This window comes from Flavobacterium cerinum (genome assembly GCF_024496085.1).
Classification (GTDB): Bacteria; Bacteroidota; Bacteroidia; order Flavobacteriales; family Flavobacteriaceae; genus Flavobacterium; species Flavobacterium cerinum_A.
In genome coordinates, this window is the sequence record NZ_CP101751.1 from 4,059,531 (window position 1) to 4,077,824 (window position 18,294).

The 18,294-nt window shown below is 37.8% G+C and carries 20 protein-coding genes and 1 tRNA gene; 10 read left to right on the plus strand and 11 right to left on the minus strand.

The annotated features are described in order from the left end of the window. Positions 1–237: 237 nt before the first annotated feature. Positions 238–1,605, minus strand: a complete 1,368-nt coding sequence (locus tag NOX80_RS18490; RefSeq protein ID WP_256551289.1) for a tyrosine-type recombinase/integrase — start codon at positions 1,603–1,605, stop codon at positions 238–240. Between the two features lie 66 nt (positions 1,606–1,671). Next, positions 1,672–1,745, minus strand: a tRNA-Met gene (locus tag NOX80_RS18495). A gap of 146 nt (positions 1,746–1,891) precedes the next feature. Here NOX80_RS18495 and NOX80_RS18500 point away from each other — a divergent pair. Beyond that, positions 1,892–2,284, plus strand: coding sequence for an START-like domain-containing protein (locus NOX80_RS18500; protein WP_256551290.1), 393 nt, complete (start codon positions 1,892–1,894; stop codon positions 2,282–2,284). A gap of 52 nt (positions 2,285–2,336) precedes the next feature. Continuing rightward, positions 2,337–3,176, plus strand: a complete 840-nt coding sequence (locus tag NOX80_RS18505; RefSeq protein WP_256551291.1) for an aminotransferase class IV — start codon at positions 2,337–2,339, stop codon at positions 3,174–3,176. Here the strand turns inward: NOX80_RS18505 and NOX80_RS18510 are convergent. The 5 genes from NOX80_RS18510 to NOX80_RS18530 all read right to left on the minus strand — a co-directional run bounded on the left by NOX80_RS18510 (position 3,173) and on the right by NOX80_RS18530 (position 7,741). Further along, positions 3,173–3,733 (minus strand): YqgE/AlgH family protein, encoded by a 561-nt coding sequence (locus tag NOX80_RS18510; protein WP_256551292.1) that lies wholly within the window; start codon positions 3,731–3,733, stop codon positions 3,173–3,175. The genes NOX80_RS18505 and NOX80_RS18510 overlap by 4 nt on opposite strands. Before the next feature lie 115 nt (positions 3,734–3,848). Then, positions 3,849–4,124, minus strand: coding sequence for an HU family DNA-binding protein (locus NOX80_RS18515; protein WP_136402359.1), 276 nt, complete (start codon positions 4,122–4,124; stop codon positions 3,849–3,851). A 179-nt stretch (positions 4,125–4,303) separates the two neighbouring features. After that, positions 4,304–5,251 carry a methionyl-tRNA formyltransferase gene (fmt, locus tag NOX80_RS18520; protein ID WP_256551293.1) on the minus strand — a complete coding sequence of 316 codons (948 nt, stop codon included), beginning with the start codon at positions 5,249–5,251 and terminating at the stop codon, positions 4,304–4,306. Continuing rightward, positions 5,252–7,144 (minus strand): RecQ family ATP-dependent DNA helicase, encoded by a 1,893-nt coding sequence (locus NOX80_RS18525; protein WP_256551294.1) that lies wholly within the window; start codon positions 7,142–7,144, stop codon positions 5,252–5,254. It lies immediately after the preceding gene. Positions 7,145–7,201: 57 nt separating this feature from the next. Beyond that, positions 7,202–7,741 (minus strand): AAA family ATPase, encoded by a 540-nt coding sequence (locus NOX80_RS18530; RefSeq protein WP_256551295.1) that lies wholly within the window; start codon positions 7,739–7,741, stop codon positions 7,202–7,204. A 147-nt stretch (positions 7,742–7,888) separates the two neighbouring features. Between NOX80_RS18530 and NOX80_RS18535 the strand changes: the two genes are divergently transcribed. The 4 genes from NOX80_RS18535 to NOX80_RS18550 all read left to right on the plus strand — a co-directional run bounded on the left by NOX80_RS18535 (position 7,889) and on the right by NOX80_RS18550 (position 11,059). Next, complete coding sequence (locus NOX80_RS18535) at positions 7,889–8,173, plus strand: DUF493 family protein (RefSeq protein WP_371926065.1); 285 nt, start codon at positions 7,889–7,891, stop codon at positions 8,171–8,173. Positions 8,174–8,185: 12 nt separating this feature from the next. Further along, positions 8,186–8,902 (plus strand): DUF4290 domain-containing protein, encoded by a 717-nt coding sequence (locus tag NOX80_RS18540; protein ID WP_256551297.1) that lies wholly within the window; start codon positions 8,186–8,188, stop codon positions 8,900–8,902. A gap of 14 nt (positions 8,903–8,916) precedes the next feature. Continuing rightward, positions 8,917–10,224, plus strand: coding sequence for a UDP-N-acetylglucosamine 1-carboxyvinyltransferase (gene murA, locus NOX80_RS18545; protein WP_256551298.1), 1,308 nt, complete (start codon positions 8,917–8,919; stop codon positions 10,222–10,224). A gap of 64 nt (positions 10,225–10,288) precedes the next feature. Further along, positions 10,289–11,059, plus strand: coding sequence for a sulfite exporter TauE/SafE family protein (locus tag NOX80_RS18550; RefSeq protein WP_256551299.1), 771 nt, complete (start codon positions 10,289–10,291; stop codon positions 11,057–11,059). A 50-nt stretch (positions 11,060–11,109) separates the two neighbouring features. Here the strand turns inward: NOX80_RS18550 and hisS are convergent, their stop codons facing one another. After that, positions 11,110–12,480, minus strand: a complete 1,371-nt coding sequence (gene hisS / locus NOX80_RS18555) for a histidine--tRNA ligase (RefSeq protein ID WP_256551300.1) — start codon at positions 12,478–12,480, stop codon at positions 11,110–11,112. 228 nt (positions 12,481–12,708) lie between these two features. On the opposite strand from hisS, the gene NOX80_RS18560 reads away from it, so the two are divergent. Beyond that, positions 12,709–13,950: an ABC transporter permease gene (locus NOX80_RS18560; RefSeq protein ID WP_256553042.1), complete on the plus strand. Its 1,242-nt coding sequence runs from the start codon at positions 12,709–12,711 to the stop codon at positions 13,948–13,950. On the opposite strand, the gene prmC is transcribed toward NOX80_RS18560, so the two are convergent. Both prmC and NOX80_RS18570 read right to left on the minus strand, forming a co-directional pair. After that, positions 13,941–14,807, minus strand: a complete 867-nt coding sequence (gene prmC, locus NOX80_RS18565; RefSeq protein ID WP_256551301.1) for a peptide chain release factor N(5)-glutamine methyltransferase — start codon at positions 14,805–14,807, stop codon at positions 13,941–13,943. The genes NOX80_RS18560 and prmC overlap by 10 nt on opposite strands. Before the next feature lies 1 nt (position 14,808). Next, entirely contained in the window at positions 14,809–15,294 is a 486-nt protein-coding gene (locus NOX80_RS18570) for a GNAT family N-acetyltransferase (RefSeq protein WP_256551302.1), read from the minus strand. Between the two features lie 136 nt (positions 15,295–15,430). On the opposite strand from NOX80_RS18570, the gene ribD reads away from it, so the two are divergent. Genes ribD through NOX80_RS18585 form a run of 3 tightly spaced genes read left to right on the plus strand, consistent with a single transcriptional unit; the run spans position 15,431 to position 17,685 of the window. Beyond that, a complete protein-coding gene (gene ribD, locus NOX80_RS18575) occupies positions 15,431–16,474 on the plus strand; it encodes a bifunctional diaminohydroxyphosphoribosylaminopyrimidine deaminase/5-amino-6-(5-phosphoribosylamino)uracil reductase RibD (protein WP_256551303.1) in 1,044 nt (347 codons plus the stop codon). After that, positions 16,467–17,066 carry an HAD family hydrolase gene (locus NOX80_RS18580; protein WP_256551304.1) on the plus strand — a complete coding sequence of 200 codons (600 nt, stop codon included), beginning with the start codon at positions 16,467–16,469 and terminating at the stop codon, positions 17,064–17,066. The genes ribD and NOX80_RS18580 overlap by 8 nt, the downstream gene beginning before the upstream one ends. Positions 17,067–17,076: 10 nt before the next feature. Beyond that, positions 17,077–17,685, plus strand: a complete 609-nt coding sequence (locus NOX80_RS18585; RefSeq protein WP_256551305.1) for an IMPACT family protein — start codon at positions 17,077–17,079, stop codon at positions 17,683–17,685. Positions 17,686–17,691: 6 nt separating this feature from the next. Here NOX80_RS18585 and NOX80_RS18590 read toward each other — a convergent pair whose 3' ends face one another. Then, a complete protein-coding gene (locus NOX80_RS18590; protein WP_256551306.1) occupies positions 17,692–18,102 on the minus strand; it encodes an acyl-CoA thioesterase in 411 nt (136 codons plus the stop codon). Between the last annotated feature and the right edge of the window lie 192 nt (positions 18,103–18,294).

Sequence of the window (18,294 nt, forward strand, 5' to 3'; positions counted from 1 at the left end):
GTTGTATCTTTACCTTTGTAAGTATTTAATAATCACGTAGCAATCTTGGTTAACGCATAGTTAATAAGGTATATGTTAGTTTTTGTTATGGCAATGGTAAAATATATTGACAAATCCGGCAATTGCAAAACTGTTTGGTTTGATGTACCTAAATTGGTTGAAAGAAATCAAAAAATTCTATTTAATTAAATCTAATAAAGAACCAATCTTGTTATTTCGGTCTTTGCATTAAACAACCTACGCAGCTTTCGGAAGCGGATTTTTAGCCAACCATTCGTTAGCTTTGGTTAGCGCTTCTGAATAATCATCAGGTAAAACCGCATCGATATCACGTAGGTATTTTTCAAGCGCAAACATTGTTGCGTGACCAGTGATCAGCATTAGTTTACTTTTTGCTTCAAACGGAGTACATAACTTAACAAATTCATAATATAGTTTTGTAATATAGGTATGTCGCCAGCTGTATAGACCATATTCGTCACCTAATCCAAATATATCTTTAACTTTCTTAAATCGTTTGCCCCAGTAACCGCGGCGGTTTGTTTCTTTTGTTGCCCAATCCAATCCGAACCCGTCAGGAGTAAATAAAAAATTGCTTGGATTTAAATTCTTTAAATCAGGCAATTCCTTCAGTAAAATATCCGGAATAATTTTTGTCTTCACTGGCTGATTTTTAGCCTTAAATCGCATTTTTTTTCCAACTAAATCTATATCCATTACTCGAAGTCTTGCAACTTCAACCGGCCGTAAAAAATTATAAGACACAAATTTTATAAAAAGATCAAGCATCTTATCATTCTGAAAAAGATAGTTTAACAAGTCTCTCTCTTGTGTTAAAGTGTAAGTTTTGTTTTTTTTAGCTGTAGATTTTAAAACCTTTATTTGGCTTACGAAATTTGTTTTTATATGTTCGTCCTCTTCTAATATGCCAAAGAAAGCAGAAATAACCGATCTTGAATTGTTCCGGTTCTTTGGTCCGGTTCTAACAAGTAAATCATTAAGAAAGTCAATCACAATCCTTTTTGAAATATCAGTGACATAAATGTTTTGATGACCGTTTTCAGATAGCCACTTGTCAAACTGATTAATTCTAATTCGATAGTCAGGATAAGAGTTTTCGCCTAAAGTTTTTTCCCATCTCTTTAATACGTACTTGAGCGCATCAGAAAAAAGAAGGCCGTTTTCTTTAGTTTCTGTTGGTTCAGGTTTTAAAACGATTGGATTTAAATTCTTTAATTCTTCTGATTTCGGGGTAAAGCCAGGTATAAGATCTTGTAAATTAGAAATAATCTTTTCAATATCTAGTTTTTCTTTATAGGGATTAAAACCAGCTATTAATAATTTCTCTATTGCCTTTTTTAAAATGTCAAACGCCAAGGTTCGAGATTCGAATGTCTTGAACATCTTGTTTACCTCCAAGTAAAGTCCAGGCTGTCTTGTTAGTTTGCCGGTTTTAGGATTGCGATATGAGTAATACACGTACCACCTTTTTTTTATATTGCCATTAGCATTATAAACTTTAGGACCCGAATAGTTTAGATTAATCTGTTTCAAATCGTATGCGGTAGCGTATGCGGTTTGTAAAATTTCTAATATTTTAGACATAAAAAAACGGCTTTAAATTGCTTTAAAACCGTCTAAACATTATGTTTTGTTGTTCCTCTGAACTCGTAGCGAGGACGGGAGTTGAACCCGTGACCTCAGGGTTATGAATCCTGCGCTCTAACCGACTGAGCTACCTCGCCATTTTTGTTTGTGTTACATCCTTGAATGCGGGTGCAAATATAAGACTAAATCCGAAGCTTCCAAACATATTCCGAAAAAAAATATTTTTTTTCAATTTCTTTTTTTTTGTATGTATTATTCTATATATTTCCGAAAAATTTAATATATGGAAGGTAAAATAAAATATGAATTGGAATTCCCGATTATGTCTTCTCCGCAATTATTGTATCAATATATTTCAACACCTTCCGGTTTATCAGAGTGGTTTGCCGATAATGTAAATTCAAGAGGCGAATTTTTCACCTTTATTTGGGACGACTCTGAAGAGAAAGCACGACTGGCTTCTAAAAAGTCAGGTGAGAAAGTAAAATTCCGCTGGGTAGATGATAATGATAAAGACAGCGAATATTATTTTGAATTGCGTATACTGGAAGACGAAATCACAAAAGACGTTTCTTTAATGGTTGTCGATTTCGCCGAACAAGGTGATCTTCATGAAGCGAAATTACTATGGGAAAATCAGATTTCCGATTTGAAACATGTTATCGGTTCTGCCTAATTTTTAAGATATATAAAGTATATTTGCCCTGAAATAAAATCAGGGCTTTTTTATGGTTAATTATAACGGCGCTATCGTTGAAAATTCCGGAATAACAATCGATGGCAACAGAGGATTCCTTTACGGAGATGCAATTTTTGAAACACTGAAAGTACTGGACGGAAAAATTCTGTTCCTGGAAGATCATTATTTCAGACTAATGGCTTCTACCCGAATCGTTCGAATGGATCTTCCGATGAATTTCACAATGGAATATTTTGAAGACCAGGTGACTCGTTTATTAGCCGTTAAAACCGCTTCCGCTGCTTTCCGCGTACGTTTTACGGTTTTCAGACAAAACGGAGGGTTTTATTTACCAACCAGCAACGAAACGGCTTTTCTGGTAACAGCAGAACCGCTAACAAACCCAATGTATGCAATCGAAAATTCGGCATACGAAGTGGAATTATTCAAAGATTTCTACATCACCAAACAGCTATTATCGACTTTAAAAAGCACGAATAAAATCGTTCAGATTACCGGAAGTATCTTTGCTGATGAAAACGGTTATAGCAACTGCCTACTATTAAATGATGATAAAAATGTTACGGAAGCCTTACAATCGAACCTTTTTATGCTAATAAACGGTCAACTCATCACGCCTCCTTTGGCGGATGGTTGTTTGAACGGAATTATGCGAAAACAAATTCTGGCATTAGCCCGTAAAATTGAGGGATTAGAGGTTATTGAGCAATCTATTTCTCCGTTTGACCTACAAAAAGCAGACGAACTGTTCCTAACAAACGTTATCAAAGGAATTCAACCGATCACAAAATACCGCAAAAAAGAATATAAAACGGATTTAGCGACAGAATTACTAAAAAAGCTAAATGCTTTTGTACGGTTAAATTAATTGAGTACCGGGTTTTCCGGCGCATTGGACCAAATCAGATAATCGCCACCTAATTCCATGATTTTTTCTTTCCAGAAATGAGTTGTGGGCTTACCGATTATTTTGTTTTTGTAGCTGTTTTCACTAACAATCCACGCATTTTCTTCCAGCTCGTGTTCTAACTGATGGCTATCCCATCCGGTATAACCCAGAAAAAAACGGATATTACCCTTTTTGATTTTCCCCTGATTAATCAATTCTTTTGTCAGCTCAAAGTCACCTCCCCAATAAATTCCATTGGAGATTTCGACGCTGTTCGTAATCAGTTCCGGGACATTATGGATAAAATACAGATTATCCTGCTCCACAGGTCCGCCATTATAAATCTTAAAATTCGCATTAATTTCAGGGATCAGATCATGAATCGTATATCCCAAAGGTTTATTAAGGATAAATCCTACTGAGCCTTCGCTGTTGTGATCGGCCAATAGAATAACGGATCTGTTAAAAGACAAATCTCCGATTATAGAAGGCTCTGCAATGAGCAGATTTCCTTTTTGAGGCTTAATTGAAATCATTTTAGCGATAGTTTAAAATTAAATTTAACAAAAAAAGACAATTGAGCCAAAAAAAAACGTTTAAGGAATAAAAAAAACCTCTCAAAGAGAGGTTTTAACTTTTTTCAAATGTATTTTATTTGTTTACTGAACCTTCTAACTCAGCTCCCGCTTTGAATTTTACAACATTTTTAGCGGCAATTTTGATAGTTTTTCCTGTTTGAGGATTTCTTCCTTCTCTTGCAGCTCTCTTAGAAACTGACCAAGAACCAAAACCTACTAAAGATACTCTTCCACCTTTAGCTAAAGTACCTTCAACATTGTTTAAAAAAGATTCCAAAGCTAATTTGGCGGCTGCTTTAGTGATACCTGCATCAGCAGCAATTGCATCGATTAATTCTGATTTGTTCATAATTCTAGTTATTAATTGTTTGGTTAAAATTAATTAAATGTCTTACAAATTTATGCGGATTTACCAATTACGCAAGTCTTTTCAAGGTTTTAACCTAAAAATGTTAATAACTAGAGCTGTTTGTTAATAAACTTTGTTGCTTTTTTCATTTTTTTCGCAACTATTAGTGTTTGTGGGGCTTAGAAAGCGACTGCACTTTCTGAAAAAACAATTCCGTTTAGCAATTCGGATGCTTTCATCCTTTTCTTACCCGGGAACTGTAATTGCAAAATTGTGATATAACCGTCCGATACCGCTACTTTAATTTCTTTTTTAGTCGTTTGTATCGTTCCCGGAACTAACGAATGTTGCGCTTCTTCAAAAGCGGTTTCATAAATTTTAACATTCCATTCCTGATCATTATCTTTTACAAAACACCAGGCAGCCGGATACGGACTAAGTCCTCTTACCAAATTGTGAACAGTTAATCCGTTTTGACTCCAGTCTATTTTACAATTGTCTTTATTCAGTTTATAAGCCGTTTTAATATCAGCGCTTTCGGATTGTATTGTTGTTGTCGCTTCTTCTTTTTCAATAAGCTGTAACGTTTTTACAACGGTATCCTGACCTAACATCATTAAGCGATCATGTAATTCACCGGCTGTTTCATTAGCACCGATTTCCGTCTCAGCCCGTAAAATCATTGCTCCGGTATCAATCTTATCATCAATAAAAAATGTTGTTACACCTGTTTTGGCTTCACCGTTGATAATCGCCCAGTTAATCGGAGCCGCTCCTCTATATTCCGGTAATAAGGACGCATGAAGATTAAAGGTTCCTAATGCCGGCATTTTCCATACCGCTTCCGGAAGCATTCTAAAAGCAACCACTACCTGTAAATTAGCATTCAAACTTTGCAATTCCGATAAAAACTGCGGATCTTTTAAATTCGTTGGCTGCAAAACCGGCAATCCTTTTTCAAGTGCGTACTCTTTTACCGCCGAATATTTTATCTTTTGCCCTCTTCCGGCCGGCTTATCCGGCGCTGTAATCACAGCAGCAATTTCATAATGATTCTGATATATAGTGTCAAGAATCCCGACAGCAAACTCGGGTGTTCCCATAAATACGATACGTAATGCCTTCATCTATTTTAGAATATATTGATTTTGTTTGTTTATGGTTATACTATTGTGTTCCAACAATAATTGTAATGCAAAGATAGTCGCATCCGGCGTTACTTGTAATCTGTTTTCTATTTCCCTTGAAGTTAACGGTCCGCTTTGGAGTAATCCGACAATTTCCTCCGCTATCCTACCCGGATTAGCATACTCCTCTTTCTTACTCATGCAAACGGAACAGATTCCGCAATCCGCAACATTGGTTTCCCCGAAATATTCTAATAAAAATCCGCTTTTACATTGCTTTTTATCCGCCACATAAGCAATAACGGTATCCAACTGCTCTATTTTAAGATTATTCTGTTTTTCCAGAAACGTAACCAATCGGTTAATCACACGATCATCTTCCCGTGCCTCATTAAATGTAAGCTGACTATCATTTGCCTGGCTTTTATAGCTGATACTCTCTTTATCCCGCAACACCGTTAAAATCTGATGCACTTTTTCCTCCGATACATTTGCTTTACGGGCAATTAAGGACGTATTAATCCCAACTTCCATATCATATATTCCGGGATAGTTTCTTAAAATCGAAACAATGACATCCTCGTGCGCCCGGTTCAGACTGATATAACGAATGATTTCTTTACTATCCAGCAAAAATTGTATCGTGATCTTTTCCGAAAAATTAGCCGACAAACTAACCACACCTTGCCGGTCTAAAAATTGAAGCGCATTAAACGTCTTTAAAACCGGAAACTGATATTGTGCACAAAATCGGTTGAGATTAAAAACAAAAGTTTCATTAAACCCTTCGCCGTAAGCTACCTGAAAATAATTATTCAATTTTAGATATACCAATTTCAGAAAAGCTTTATCCGGCAATACTTCTATAAACTGATTTTTGGAAGAAGCAATATCTGACGGCGCAACCAATATAACGGCAAACGCTTTGGCGCCATCCCTGCCCGCACGTCCGGCTTCCTGATAATAATTTTCAAGATTGTCCGGCAATTGAGTATGAATGACCGTTTTAACATCCGGTTTATCGATTCCCATTCCAAAAGCATTGGTTGCAATCATCACCTGAGCTTTATTTTCAAGCCAACGCTGCATTTGCTGTTCTTTTTCTTTTGCCGGTAATCCGCCGTGATAAAATGTGGTCGTAAATCCTAAATTAGTCAATTGTGAAGCCAATTCATGGCAGGATTTCCGATTTCTGACATAGATAATGGATGATTCGGGATTTTTAGCCAGTATTTGCTGTACGCGATATAATTTATCTTCCGTTTCAAACACCATATAGGCTATATTCTCACGAGCAAACGATTTTTTAAAAAGCACGGGATTATTTAACCCTAACTGTACACAAATGTCTTCTTGTACTCTTTTAGTAGCCGATGCCGTCAAAGCAAGAAAGGGCACTTTAGGATAGTATTCTTTTAAAGCGGCTATTTTCAGATAAGCCGGCCGGAAATCATGTCCCCATTGCGAAATACAATGCGCTTCATCGATTGCAATAAGGCTGATCGGTAAACTTTTAATCCGCTCTACCACCCATTCCGACTGTAATCGTTCGGGGGAAAGGTATAGAAATTTATAATTTCCGAACTGGCAATTATCCAACAAATCAATAACCTCATCAGCAGCAATTCCTCCGGTAAGTGCAATGGCTTTAATATTTCGCTTTTGAAGGTTCTGAACCTGATCTTTCATTAAAGCAACCAAAGGCGAGACAACCAGACAAATACCCGGAAGCAGCATTCCCGGAACCTGAAAACAAATGGACTTCCCGCCGCCGGTTGGCAACAGGGCAAACGTGTCCTTTCCGTCAAGAACCGACTGAATAATAGCGTCCTGCGGAACCCGAAAACTATCGTATTTCCAGTATTTCTGAAGTATCTGTAAAGCTTCGGACATCAAATAAATATTACGAAAAACCTTGAAACGGATTGTTCAGGGTCCAACTTCTATGGATTATCTTGAAAGTTTGTCTAAGATAAAAAGAATTCTGTTATCTACAGTATCGCGCGGCACCTCAATTAAGTTGTAACCGTATTTTTCATAAGTTTCAACAAGGTGTTCGTGAATCAGAATAGCTTGTTCGTAACTTTCATAACGGGCATCGTCGCTAATGTAAATATCTTCCCAGGGCGGAAGAATAAAAATTCCGGTATATTGGTGTTCCCGGCAGGCAGCATCGAAAAAAGCAGGATATGAATCACCGATGTAATGCATATAAGCCAGTACATCCGGAATACCGCGGTCCAGAAAAACGATACCGGCCTTTTCCTGAGTTGCATTTACAAACTGTTTTTTTCTGCCTTCCAGTAATAATTCGCTGAATAAAAGTGGTTTCTCAAGAAAAAGTTGTTCGATTCCTTGTTTGCGGGCCTCTAAAGTTACTTCGCGTGAAATTTCAGGATAACAAGTATATCCTTTTTCCGTAAGACTGTTGATTAGCGTGGTTTTCCCCGATCCGGGGCCGCCAATTATAACGATGATTTCCTTATCCACTTTTTGAAAATAAGGCGCAAATTTACATTTTTTTGTGGAATGAACAGAAATAGTTTTTAATTTTATGATTTCAGGTTCCTTCAAATTATAGGAACAGACCTTGATTATTCATAACTCTAACGTATATTTGCTTTTATTTTTATGAAGATGGATAAAAAGACAGAAGAATTTTACCACAGACTTAAAGAAGAATTAACCAATTCGACACTATGGCCTTCCGAATATTTGTTTAAATTTATTGTTCCTGCCGATACTGAAAAAGTGCAGACGATCGAAAAATCGTTCGACGGCATGGGAGCTGTAATCCAGACACATCATTCCAAAACAGGTAAATACACCAGCGTTTCAATAAACGTAACCATGCAAAGCGCACAAAGCGTAATTGACAAATATTTGGAACTTACTAAAATAGAAGGCATTATTTCGCTATAAAGGGGAGGAACTATGAAATACAATCCAGAAGAGGCAATATATTTTCTTGAATACAATGCCGAAAGGCCGCATCTGATTATTCCGGAATACGGACGCCATTTGCAAAAGTTGATTGATCAGGCAACGGCTATCGAAGATCGGGAAGAACGCAACAAAGCAGCCCGATATATCATTTCGGTGATGGGAAGCCTTAATCCGCATTTAAGAGATGTTCCCGATTTCCAACACAAATTATGGGATCAGCTTTTTATTATGTCTGATTTTAGACTGGATGTCGATTCGCCTTACCCGATACCGAGCAAAGAAGTGCTGAATCAAAAACCGGATCGCTTAGCCTATCCGCAGAATTTTCCGAAATATCGTTTTTACGGTAACAATATCAAGTATATGATCGATGTTGCCAATAAATGGGAAGACGGAGATTTGAAAAGCGCTCTGATTATGGTTATCGCTAACCATATGAAGAAATCCTACCTGAGTTGGAATAAAGACACCGTAAAAGACGAAGTGATTTTCGAGCACTTATACGAATTATCAGGAGGCCAGATCAATCTGCTAAAAACAGATGAGGAATTATCCAACACAACCGATCTGATGCGCGTAAACAAAAAGCAATCCAACAAAACACAGTTCGGAAACAAACAGAACAACAATAATAATAACAATAAGAAAAATTATTCCAACCAGAAGAATAATAACAATAAGAACAATAATAACCGAAAAGCTTAATTTTCTTTCGAAACATGGGAACATTTAAAATAGAAGGGGGAATAAAATTAAAAGGAGAAATTACCCCTCAGGGCGCTAAAAATGAGGCGCTGCAAATATTGTGTGCAGTATTGCTAACACCGGAAAAAGTAACTATTTCGAATATTCCCGATATTATCGATGTTAATAAATTGATCACCCTATTAGGAAATCTTGGCGTAAAAATCCAGAAAATCGGATCCAATGCCTATACATTCCAGGCCGATGACGTTAACCTGAAATACCTGGAATCAATCGATTTTAAAGATGAAGGAAGAGCATTACGCGGTTCGATTATGATCGTAGGTCCGTTATTGGCCCGATTCGGAAAAGGTTATATCCCAAAACCGGGCGGAGACAAAATCGGAAGACGTCGTCTGGATACCCACTTCGAAGGTTTTATCAACCTGGGAGCTAAATTCAGATACAATAAAGAAGATTATTTCTATGGAGTTGAAGCTGAAAAGCTAAAAGGCGCTTATATGTTATTGGATGAAGCTTCGGTTACCGGAACTGCTAATATCGTAATGGCTGCTGTTCTTGCAGAAGGAAAAACCACAATTTATAATGCTGCCTGCGAACCGTATTTACAGCAATTATGTAAAATGCTAAACGCTATGGGGGCCAAAATCACCGGAATCGGTTCCAATTTACTGGAAATCGAAGGTGTAGAAAGCCTGGGCGGATGCGAACACCGAATTTTACCGGATATGATCGAAATCGGATCATGGATCGGTTTAGCCGCGATGACGCAGAGCGAAATCACCATTAAAGATGTAAGCTGGGAAAATTTAGGTGTTATCCCGAATACCTTCCGAAAACTGGGAATCACACTTGAGAAAAAAGGAGACGATATCTACATTCCGGCTCATGTTGACGGATATGAAATCAAAACGGATATCGACGGATCTATCCTTACCATTGCCGATGCGCCGTGGCCCGGATTTACACCCGACTTATTAAGTATTGTATTGGTCGTTGCTACACAAGCTAAAGGCGAAGTACTGATTCACCAAAAAATGTTTGAAAGCCGTTTATTCTTCGTGGATAAATTAATTGATATGGGCGCTAAAATTATTCTTTGCGATCCGCACAGAGCGACTATCATCGGACATAACTTTAAATCACAGTTAAAAGCCACCACAATGTCATCACCGGATATTCGTGCGGGAATTTCATTGTTGATTGCTGCTTTATCGGCTAAAGGAACCAGTACCATCCAAAATATCGAGCAAATCGATCGCGGATATGAAAAAATTGACGAACGTTTACGGGCTATCGGAGCGAATATCGTTCGCGTTTAACCCTATATACATTTACAACAAAAGAGCTGAATTCGTCTGAATTTGGCTCTTTTGCTTTTGAAACATGGAAACGACTACCCTACTTTTACTATGTCTGGCTGCTTTTATAGCCGGTTTTGTAGACGCTATTGTTGGCGGCGGCGGATTAATACAAACTCCGGCCGCTTTGATCTTATTACCTAATTATGCCGTATCTTCCGTGATCGGGTCGTTAAAAATTCCTGCTTTTTGCGGCACTTCTTCGGCTGCTTATCAATATCTCAAAAAAGTGACCGTCAAATGGCGTTTGTTTTTATTGATGGCCGTTTTAGCTTTCGCTTCGGCTTTTGCCGGATCACAAGTACTCACAATGGTTAGTAATGACTTTATGAAGCCGTTGCTTCTCGTTATTTTAATCGCTCTGGCTATTTATACATTTGTCAAAAAGGACTTTGGTCAACGTAAAGAACAAGCCGAAATCAGTTATAAAACAGTCGTGATTCGAGCGGCTATTATCAGTTGTATTGTCGGTTTTTACGACGGGTTTATCGGTCCCGGAACCGGAAGTTTTTTCGTTGTGGGTTTTATTTCCCTTTTAGGAATGGATTTCCTTCAGGCTTCCACCAATGCAAAGCTGGTCAATCTGGCTACCAACTTCGGATCGATCTGTTTGTTTCTGCTAAAAGGAAAAATCATCTGGATGATTGCACTACCAATGGCCGTCAGTAATGCTTTAGGCGGTTGGATCGGTGCCAAACTTGCTATTAATAAAGGAAACGGTTTTATCCGGATTTTCTTCCTGATCGTTGTAATCGGAACTTTAATCCGGTTTGCCTACGATATATTCTTTCAATAAAAAAAGACTGTCTTTGCGGACAGTCTTTTTTATATTTTAGCTCTGATGGATTATCCTAATATAGTTTTCAGTTCGTCAAAACCTACTTTACGTTGTTCACCCGATGTTAAATCTTTTACAGCATATTCATTATTTGCAATTTCTTCAGCTCCAACAATCACAGCATAAGGAATACCGCGTTTATCGGCATATTGAAACTGTTTTCCGATTTTAGCATTGTTCGGATATAGTTCTACTTTGATTCCCGCTTTTCGCAATTCTCCGATCGCTTTCATCGAATACAAAGCTTCCGCATCACCAAAATTCAGAAACAAAGCTTTTGATGTTGCCGTAACCGTTTCCGGAAATAAATTAAGTTCTTCCAGAACCAGGTAAATTCGATCTAAACCGAAAGAAATCCCTACACCACTCATATTTTTCAGTCCGAAAATACCGGTCAGGTCATCGTAACGACCTCCACCGCCAATCGATCCCATCGCTACCGTTTTTGGCGCGGCTACTTCAAAAATAGCTCCGGTATAATAATTTAATCCGCGAGCCAATGTTACATCCAGATCCAAAGCCGATTTATCCAATCCTAAAGCGGTAACATTTTCGCAGATAAAACGCAATTCTTCCACTCCTTTTAATCCTTCTTCCGAAGCAGCTAACAGGCCGGATAATTTTTCGATTTTTTCCGTGATTGATCCGGTAAAATTAAATAACGGCTGTACTTTTTGAATCGCTTCTTCTGCAATTCCTTTTTCAGCCATCTCTTTTTTTACACCGTCCTCACCTATTTTGTCCAGTTTATCCAATGCAACCGTAAAATCGATCAATTTATCTTTAGCGCCGATTACCTCTGCAATTCCGGATAAAATTTTTCGGTTATTGATCTTAATCGTCACACCATCTAATCCTAAAGCGGAAAATACACTATCGTATAATTGCACCAGTTCCACCTCCTGCCATAATGAAGTTGATCCGACTACATCGGCATCACACTGATAAAACTCTCTGAAACGACCTTTCTGAGGTTTATCCGCGCGCCAAACCGGTTGAATCTGATAGCGTTTAAACGGAAACTCGATTTCATTCTGGTGTTGTACAACATAACGTGCAAACGGTACGGTTAAATCATAACGCAACGCTTTTTCTGAAATCTGAGCCGTTAGTTTAGCACTATCTTTGGCTTCCAAAAATCCCTCATTGGCTTTTGCCAGAAAATCACCGGAATTTAAAATTTTAAAAATCAGACGATCGCCCTCTTCCCCGTATTTTCCCATTAAGGTTTCCGAATTTTCAAAAGACGGTGTTTCGATCGGTTGAAATCCGAATTTTTCAAAATTGGACTTAATAATGGTAAATATATAGTTCCTTTTTGCCACCTCAATAGGTGAAAAATCACGTGTTCCTTTCGGTATACTTGGTTTTTGTGCCATTTTAAAATTGAAAATTTAATTGTCGAACATCCGGACAGTTTCGTTATGAACTTCCTGTTTTCCTGTTATGCAAATATCTTACTTTTTAAAATGATCTCCGTTCCATTTTTAAAAAAAAGCGACATCCCTTTGACAGTTTCGGTCAACATTACTCCTTAGGATATTATTCTTACACATTTTAAAAGAAAGTGTGTAACAAAATCTGTATTTTAGTGACAAATTAGCATGATGTTCGGATTATTCAGAGAAAATACAAAAATTGCATTGGGCGCGATCAAAAGTCAATTACTGCGCACCATTCTTACCGTTATGATTATCGCAATAGGAATCACCGCACTGGTTGGTATCCTTACTGTGGTTTCGGCACTTGAAAATACGATTGCGAAGGATTTTGCTTCGATGGGTGCCAATACCTTTTCAATCAGTCAATACGATTTATCTTCTCAGATCAACAATAATGATCCGAACCGAAAAGTGAACCCGATTATCAGTTATCCGGAAGCCCGGGCTTTTCAGGAAAAATACAATTATCCGTTATCGACGACTTCGCTTTCATTTACGGCTACCAGCAAAGCCGAAGTAAAATATGAATCCCAAAAAACCGATCCGGAAATCACCATTGTAGGTGTTGATGAAAACTTTTTACCGAACAAAGGATTAGAAACTACAAAAGGACGAAACTTTACCGGTTTTGATGTCAAAAACAACAATTTTGTTTGTATTCTCGGATCCGATTTTGAAAAAGGGCTATTTAAAGATACCAATGCAATCGACAAAACCATTTCGATTCGAGGTGCTCGTTTTAAAGTGATCGGCGTATTAAAAGAAAAAGGATCCACATTCGGGAACAGTCAGGATTTAAGAGTCCTGATTCCAAACCAGATTGCCCGTTCCATTTTTTCAACTCCAAATATCAATTATGATTTAAGTGTTATGATCGGCCAGAAAGAAATGATCGATCAGGCGATTGATGATGCTACAATCACGATGCGAAAAATACGAAAACTAAATCCTGTGGAACAGAACAATTTCGGGATTGAGCGCAGTGATGACCTGATCAATACTTTATTATCCAATACACAGTTTCTAGGTTATATTGCATGGGGTGTCGGTGTTATCACTATTTTCGGTTCCTCTATTGCGCTAATGAATATCATGTTGGTTTCCGTAACGGAAAGAACACGTGAAATCGGAGTACGTAAATCGCTTGGAGCAACAAAGAATACGATTGCCTGGCAGTTTTTTACAGAAACACTTGTTATCGGACAGCTCGGCGGATTGGTTGGTATTTTACTTGGAATTTCGGTCGGTTTTATTATTTCGGTCGCGATCAAGTTTAGCTTTGTCATACCGTGGATGGCCATTTTTGCCGCTTTTGCGACCACTTTTATCGTTGCGATTGTATCCGGTTTATATCCGGCCATTAAAGCCTCAAAACTAGACCCGGTAGAAGCCTTACGTTACGAATAAGATTTTCGTACCGCTTTCGTCATTCGATCGTTTTCATAAATATCTTTACGAAGTTCGATGTTTTCAAAAGCATATTCCTGCAACAAATCTTCCATTTCTTTTCCGAGATATTGATTGATTTCAAAGAATAACAATCCGTTTCGGTTTAGATTTTTAGTTGCCAGTTGTGTTATTTTACGATAAAACAAAAGCGGATCGTGATCCTCAACAAATAAAGCCAGATGCGGCTCGAAATCCAGTACGTTTTTAGCAATTTCCTGTTTTTCCAGATTTCGGACATACGGCGGATTTGACACAATGATATCAAATGTTTCCGACAATATATCGGTATTCAGTATATCCTGGTGCCAAAAAGTGACTGATGCTTCATTTTGTCGGGCATTTCTACGGGCCACTTCCAGTGCTTTTTCCGAAACATCAATAGCAAAAACTTCGGCTTCCGGCAAATTTTTCGCTAATGAAACCGCAATACATCCGCTTCCGGTACCGATATCCAGAATTTTTATCTTTCGATCCCCAGCTATTTCAGGTACCGAATTGATAATCCATTCAACCAATTCTTCCGTTTCAGGACGCGGAATCAAAACGTTTTCATTTACATAAAACGGCAATCCGAAAAATTCCGTTTCTTCAAAAATATACTGAATCGGTTTTTCTTCTTTTAACTGATGTAATACCGTTTCCCATTGCAGCAATTGCATTCCGTCCAGTTCAAAATCCGGCTTCAATACTAAATCCACCCGTTTCATCTGATGAAAAGCTTCCAGTGTGATATAGAAAAAACTATCGATTTCCTTTTCATCGTAAACCGGTAATAATTCTGTTTTAAAATAATCGCGATACTCTTTTAATAACATCTTATAAATCTTTGATCATCCAAACCGGACAAGAACTATGACCGGTATTTCCCAACGGGGCATCTAAATAGTAAAATCCTGTTCGCTCATATAGCTTACGGGCGGCTTCCATATTGGGTAACGTTTCCAGATAGCAATGGCTAAATCCGAATACTTTCGCCCGCTCCAAACATTTTTTCATCATAGCGGAACCCAATCCCAAACCTCTTGATTCCGGAAGGAAATACATTTTCTGCAATTCACACGTATCATCCGAACCGTTAGCCAACGGAGCGATACCGGCACAACCGATAATTTTCCCGTTTACCAAAGCTACAAAATAAGCTGATTTAGGCGTATTATACGTTTCAAACATACAATCCAGAGCTGAATCAGCATAAGCCGTTCCGACTTTAGGTACGTCATGTTCCAATAAAACACTACGTATTACTACTGCTACCGTTTCATTATCCTTTTGTTGAATTTCCCTTATTTCGATTGGATTCATTTTTTACGTAACTTATATTTGCAGATTAAACTACAGGGATTACATTTGCCTGTTACAAATCGTAGCGAATGTAAGCAGCTTGCCTGACAGTTCATAAACATTTAGAAAAAAATTATAAAATCAACCGGAGATTTCCTTGAAAACGCACGAGTATTACATAAACCGCTGTATTGAACTGGCCCGAAACGGCCTGGGCACAACTTATCCCAATCCATTGGTAGGAAGTGTTATTGTACATGACGGAAAAATAATAGGCGAAGGCTGGCATCAGAAAGCAGGTCAGGCGCACGCAGAAGTTAACGCTGTCAATGCTGTAAAAGACAAAACTTTACTTTCGCAAGCCACAATTTACGTAAGCCTTGAACCGTGTAGTCATTTCGGAAAAACACCGCCGTGTTGCGATCTGATCATTCATCAGAATATTCCTAATGTTGTTATCGGCACCGTCGATCCGTTTGCCAAAGTAGCCGGAAACGGAATACGAAAATTAACCGAAGCCGGAAAAAATGTAACCGTAGGCATACTGGAAGAAGCCTGTGATGAACTCAACAAACGTTTTTTTACTTTTCATCAGAAGAAACGTCCTTATATTATTTTAAAATGGGCCGAAAGTCAGGATGGCTTTATTGCACCGCTTCAGAAAGACGAGCAAAAACCCGTTTGGATTTCGAATACCTATTCCCGCCAGCTGGTTCATAAATGGCGTAGTGAAGAACAAGCAATTTTAGTCGGCACGCAAACAGTAATCGACGACAATCCCCAATTAAATACACGCGATTGGTCGGGTAATAATCCTATTCGGGTAGTTTTGGACAGAACCGGTAGAATTCCGGCCAAAGCAGCAGTAAAAGACGGTTCAGTTAAGACCTTTATTTTTACTGAAGTTGAAAATCCCGAAAATACACCGGCTGTTTTTTTTGAAAATTGTATCTTTGATAGTTCACTTCCTTTTTCGATTGTGTCCGCTTTACATCAAAACGAAATCCAGTCTATATTAATAGAAGGAGGCCGACAAACCCTCCAACTGTTTATCGATGCCGGATTATGGGATGAAGCGCGCGTTTTTAAAGGAGCGATTATGCTTAACGAAGGTATCAAAGCCCCCGTTTTAAAAGGTATAGTAACAAAACGGCAACAAATTTTGAATGATGAACTCTTAATTTTCAGACAACATGATTGATACTATCATATTTGATTTTGGCAATGTTTTTATCAACCTGGCCGAAGAAGCCCCTTTTGAACATATGCGAAAAGCCGGTTTGGTTTGTTGGAATGAAGATCTGGACAACCTGAACAAACGCTATGAAAAAGGCAAAATCAAAGAAGCCGACTTTTTTGCCGGATTACAACGTTATATTCCAAACAAAAGTTTTACTGAAATTCGGGATGCCTGGAATGCCATCTTACTGGATTTTCCGTTATACCGACTTGAATTTTTACAACGGCTATCAACCAAATACCGTTTGTTTCTTTTAAGTAATACCGATGCTACTCATATCGAAAAATTCGAAAATAAAGTCGGACAGACTTTTAGCCGTGAATTTTATCAATGCTTTGAAAAAGTTTATTTTTCATTTGAAATCGGACTTCGAAAACCCGATCCGGAAATATTTAATTACATCATCAACAAACACGATTTGTCACCAAAAAGAACACTTTTTGTAGACGATAACAAACACAACACTGATGTTGCTTCCAATCTGGGACTTAATATCTGGAATTTACAGGTAGGCAAAGAAGATGTTGTCGATTTGTTGGATAAAAACTGGTAATGTTACTGCATTGGAAAAAGACACTTATAAAACGCTTGCTTCTCCTTCAGAAGAGATACTCTATAAAGAAAAAAACAGTAAATTTTTTGGTTATGCCTTCCCTATTACATCAGAAGACGATGTAAAAATCCTATTGGATGACCTAAAAAAGCAACATCATAGCGCCCGACACTGGTGTTATGCCTTTCAAACCGGCACTGAAAAAATTTATTTTCGCGCTAACGATGACGGAGAACCTAATAACTCAGCCGGTATGCCAATATACGGTCAGATACAATCATTTGATGTAACCAATGTACTCGTTGTTGTTGTGCGTTATTTCGGCGGTGTAAAATTAGGCGTAGGCGGATTAATTTCAGCTTATAAAACAGCCGCTCAGATGGCATTGGAAGTTTCCGAAATAACAGAACGCACAATCGACATCCATTACCTGATTCGTTTTGATTATAAAAACATGAATAAAGTAATGCGGGTTATCAAGGAAAAAAATCTGGATATTATTTCACAAAAAATGGAAATGAGTTGTGAGATTGAAATCGCAACCCGAAAAAAAAATGCCGAAATGATTTTCGACATTTTTACTAATCTTTATGAAGTAGAAATTCTTGAAAAAGAGTAAACTTTTTTAGTTTTCAACAAAGGCAGTTAACTTTTCCGTAACATAAGCCGGAGGCAAAGTCGGCCTTCCCGTTTTCATATCCACAAACACCAAAACGGAGTTCCCTGTTGTTAATAACTCTCCTTCTTCATTGTATATTTCATAGTCAAATTCGATCTTAACAGAGGTCTGACTTTTGAAGATTGTTTTCACCGTTAGCAGATCGTCGTAACGTGCCGGTTTACGGTAATTCATACTCAGTGAGACCACCGGTAACATAATTCCGTTTTCTTCCATCCATTTATAAGAAAGTCCCAGATTTCTAAGCCATTCCACGCGTCCCATCTCAAAATACTGCGCATAATTTCCGTGATAAACGACCCCCATTTGATCCGTTTCGGCGTAACGGACACGAACCTGAAATTGATATTCTTTCATATTAATTTTTTGTTAATTTATTTTAAAAAGATTTTTAAATGTACTTACAATTTTTTTTTCATAAAATCAATACGACTTATATTTTTTTTTTGGAAAAATTGTCCACATATTTGTCTCTCCAATTTTAGTGAAAGTACCCAACTTTTACTTTTTGCATTCAACATAAAAAAAACGTTAATTATGCCCGAATAT

Bases quoted from the DNA above. Each gene is read 5' to 3' on its own strand.
- NOX80_RS18490 (WP_256551289.1), bottom strand. From the start codon at position 1,605: ATGTCTAAAATATTAGAAATTTTACAAACCGCATACGCTACCGCATAC.
- NOX80_RS18500 (WP_256551290.1), top strand. From the start codon at position 1,892: ATGGAAGGTAAAATAAAATATGAATTGGAATTCCCGATTATGTCTTCT.
- NOX80_RS18505 (WP_256551291.1), top strand. From the start codon at position 2,337: ATGGTTAATTATAACGGCGCTATCGTTGAAAATTCCGGAATAACAATC.
- NOX80_RS18510 (WP_256551292.1), bottom strand. From the start codon at position 3,733: ATGATTTCAATTAAGCCTCAAAAAGGAAATCTGCTCATTGCAGAGCCT.
- NOX80_RS18515 (WP_136402359.1), bottom strand. From the start codon at position 4,124: ATGAACAAATCAGAATTAATCGATGCAATTGCTGCTGATGCAGGTATC.
- fmt (WP_256551293.1), bottom strand. From the start codon at position 5,251: ATGAAGGCATTACGTATCGTATTTATGGGAACACCCGAGTTTGCTGTC.
- NOX80_RS18525 (WP_256551294.1), bottom strand. From the start codon at position 7,144: ATGTCCGAAGCTTTACAGATACTTCAGAAATACTGGAAATACGATAGT.
- NOX80_RS18535 (WP_371926065.1), top strand. From the start codon at position 7,889: ATGGATAAAAAGACAGAAGAATTTTACCACAGACTTAAAGAAGAATTA.
- NOX80_RS18540 (WP_256551297.1), top strand. From the start codon at position 8,186: ATGAAATACAATCCAGAAGAGGCAATATATTTTCTTGAATACAATGCC.
- murA (WP_256551298.1), top strand. From the start codon at position 8,917: ATGGGAACATTTAAAATAGAAGGGGGAATAAAATTAAAAGGAGAAATT.
- NOX80_RS18550 (WP_256551299.1), top strand. From the start codon at position 10,289: ATGGAAACGACTACCCTACTTTTACTATGTCTGGCTGCTTTTATAGCC.
- hisS (WP_256551300.1), bottom strand. From the start codon at position 12,480: ATGGCACAAAAACCAAGTATACCGAAAGGAACACGTGATTTTTCACCT.
- NOX80_RS18560 (WP_256553042.1), top strand. From the start codon at position 12,709: ATGTTCGGATTATTCAGAGAAAATACAAAAATTGCATTGGGCGCGATC.
- prmC (WP_256551301.1), bottom strand. From the start codon at position 14,807: ATGTTATTAAAAGAGTATCGCGATTATTTTAAAACAGAATTATTACCG.
- NOX80_RS18570 (WP_256551302.1), bottom strand. From the start codon at position 15,294: ATGAATCCAATCGAAATAAGGGAAATTCAACAAAAGGATAATGAAACG.
- NOX80_RS18580 (WP_256551304.1), top strand. From the start codon at position 16,467: ATGATTGATACTATCATATTTGATTTTGGCAATGTTTTTATCAACCTG.
- NOX80_RS18590 (WP_256551306.1), bottom strand. From the start codon at position 18,102: ATGAAAGAATATCAATTTCAGGTTCGTGTCCGTTACGCCGAAACGGAT.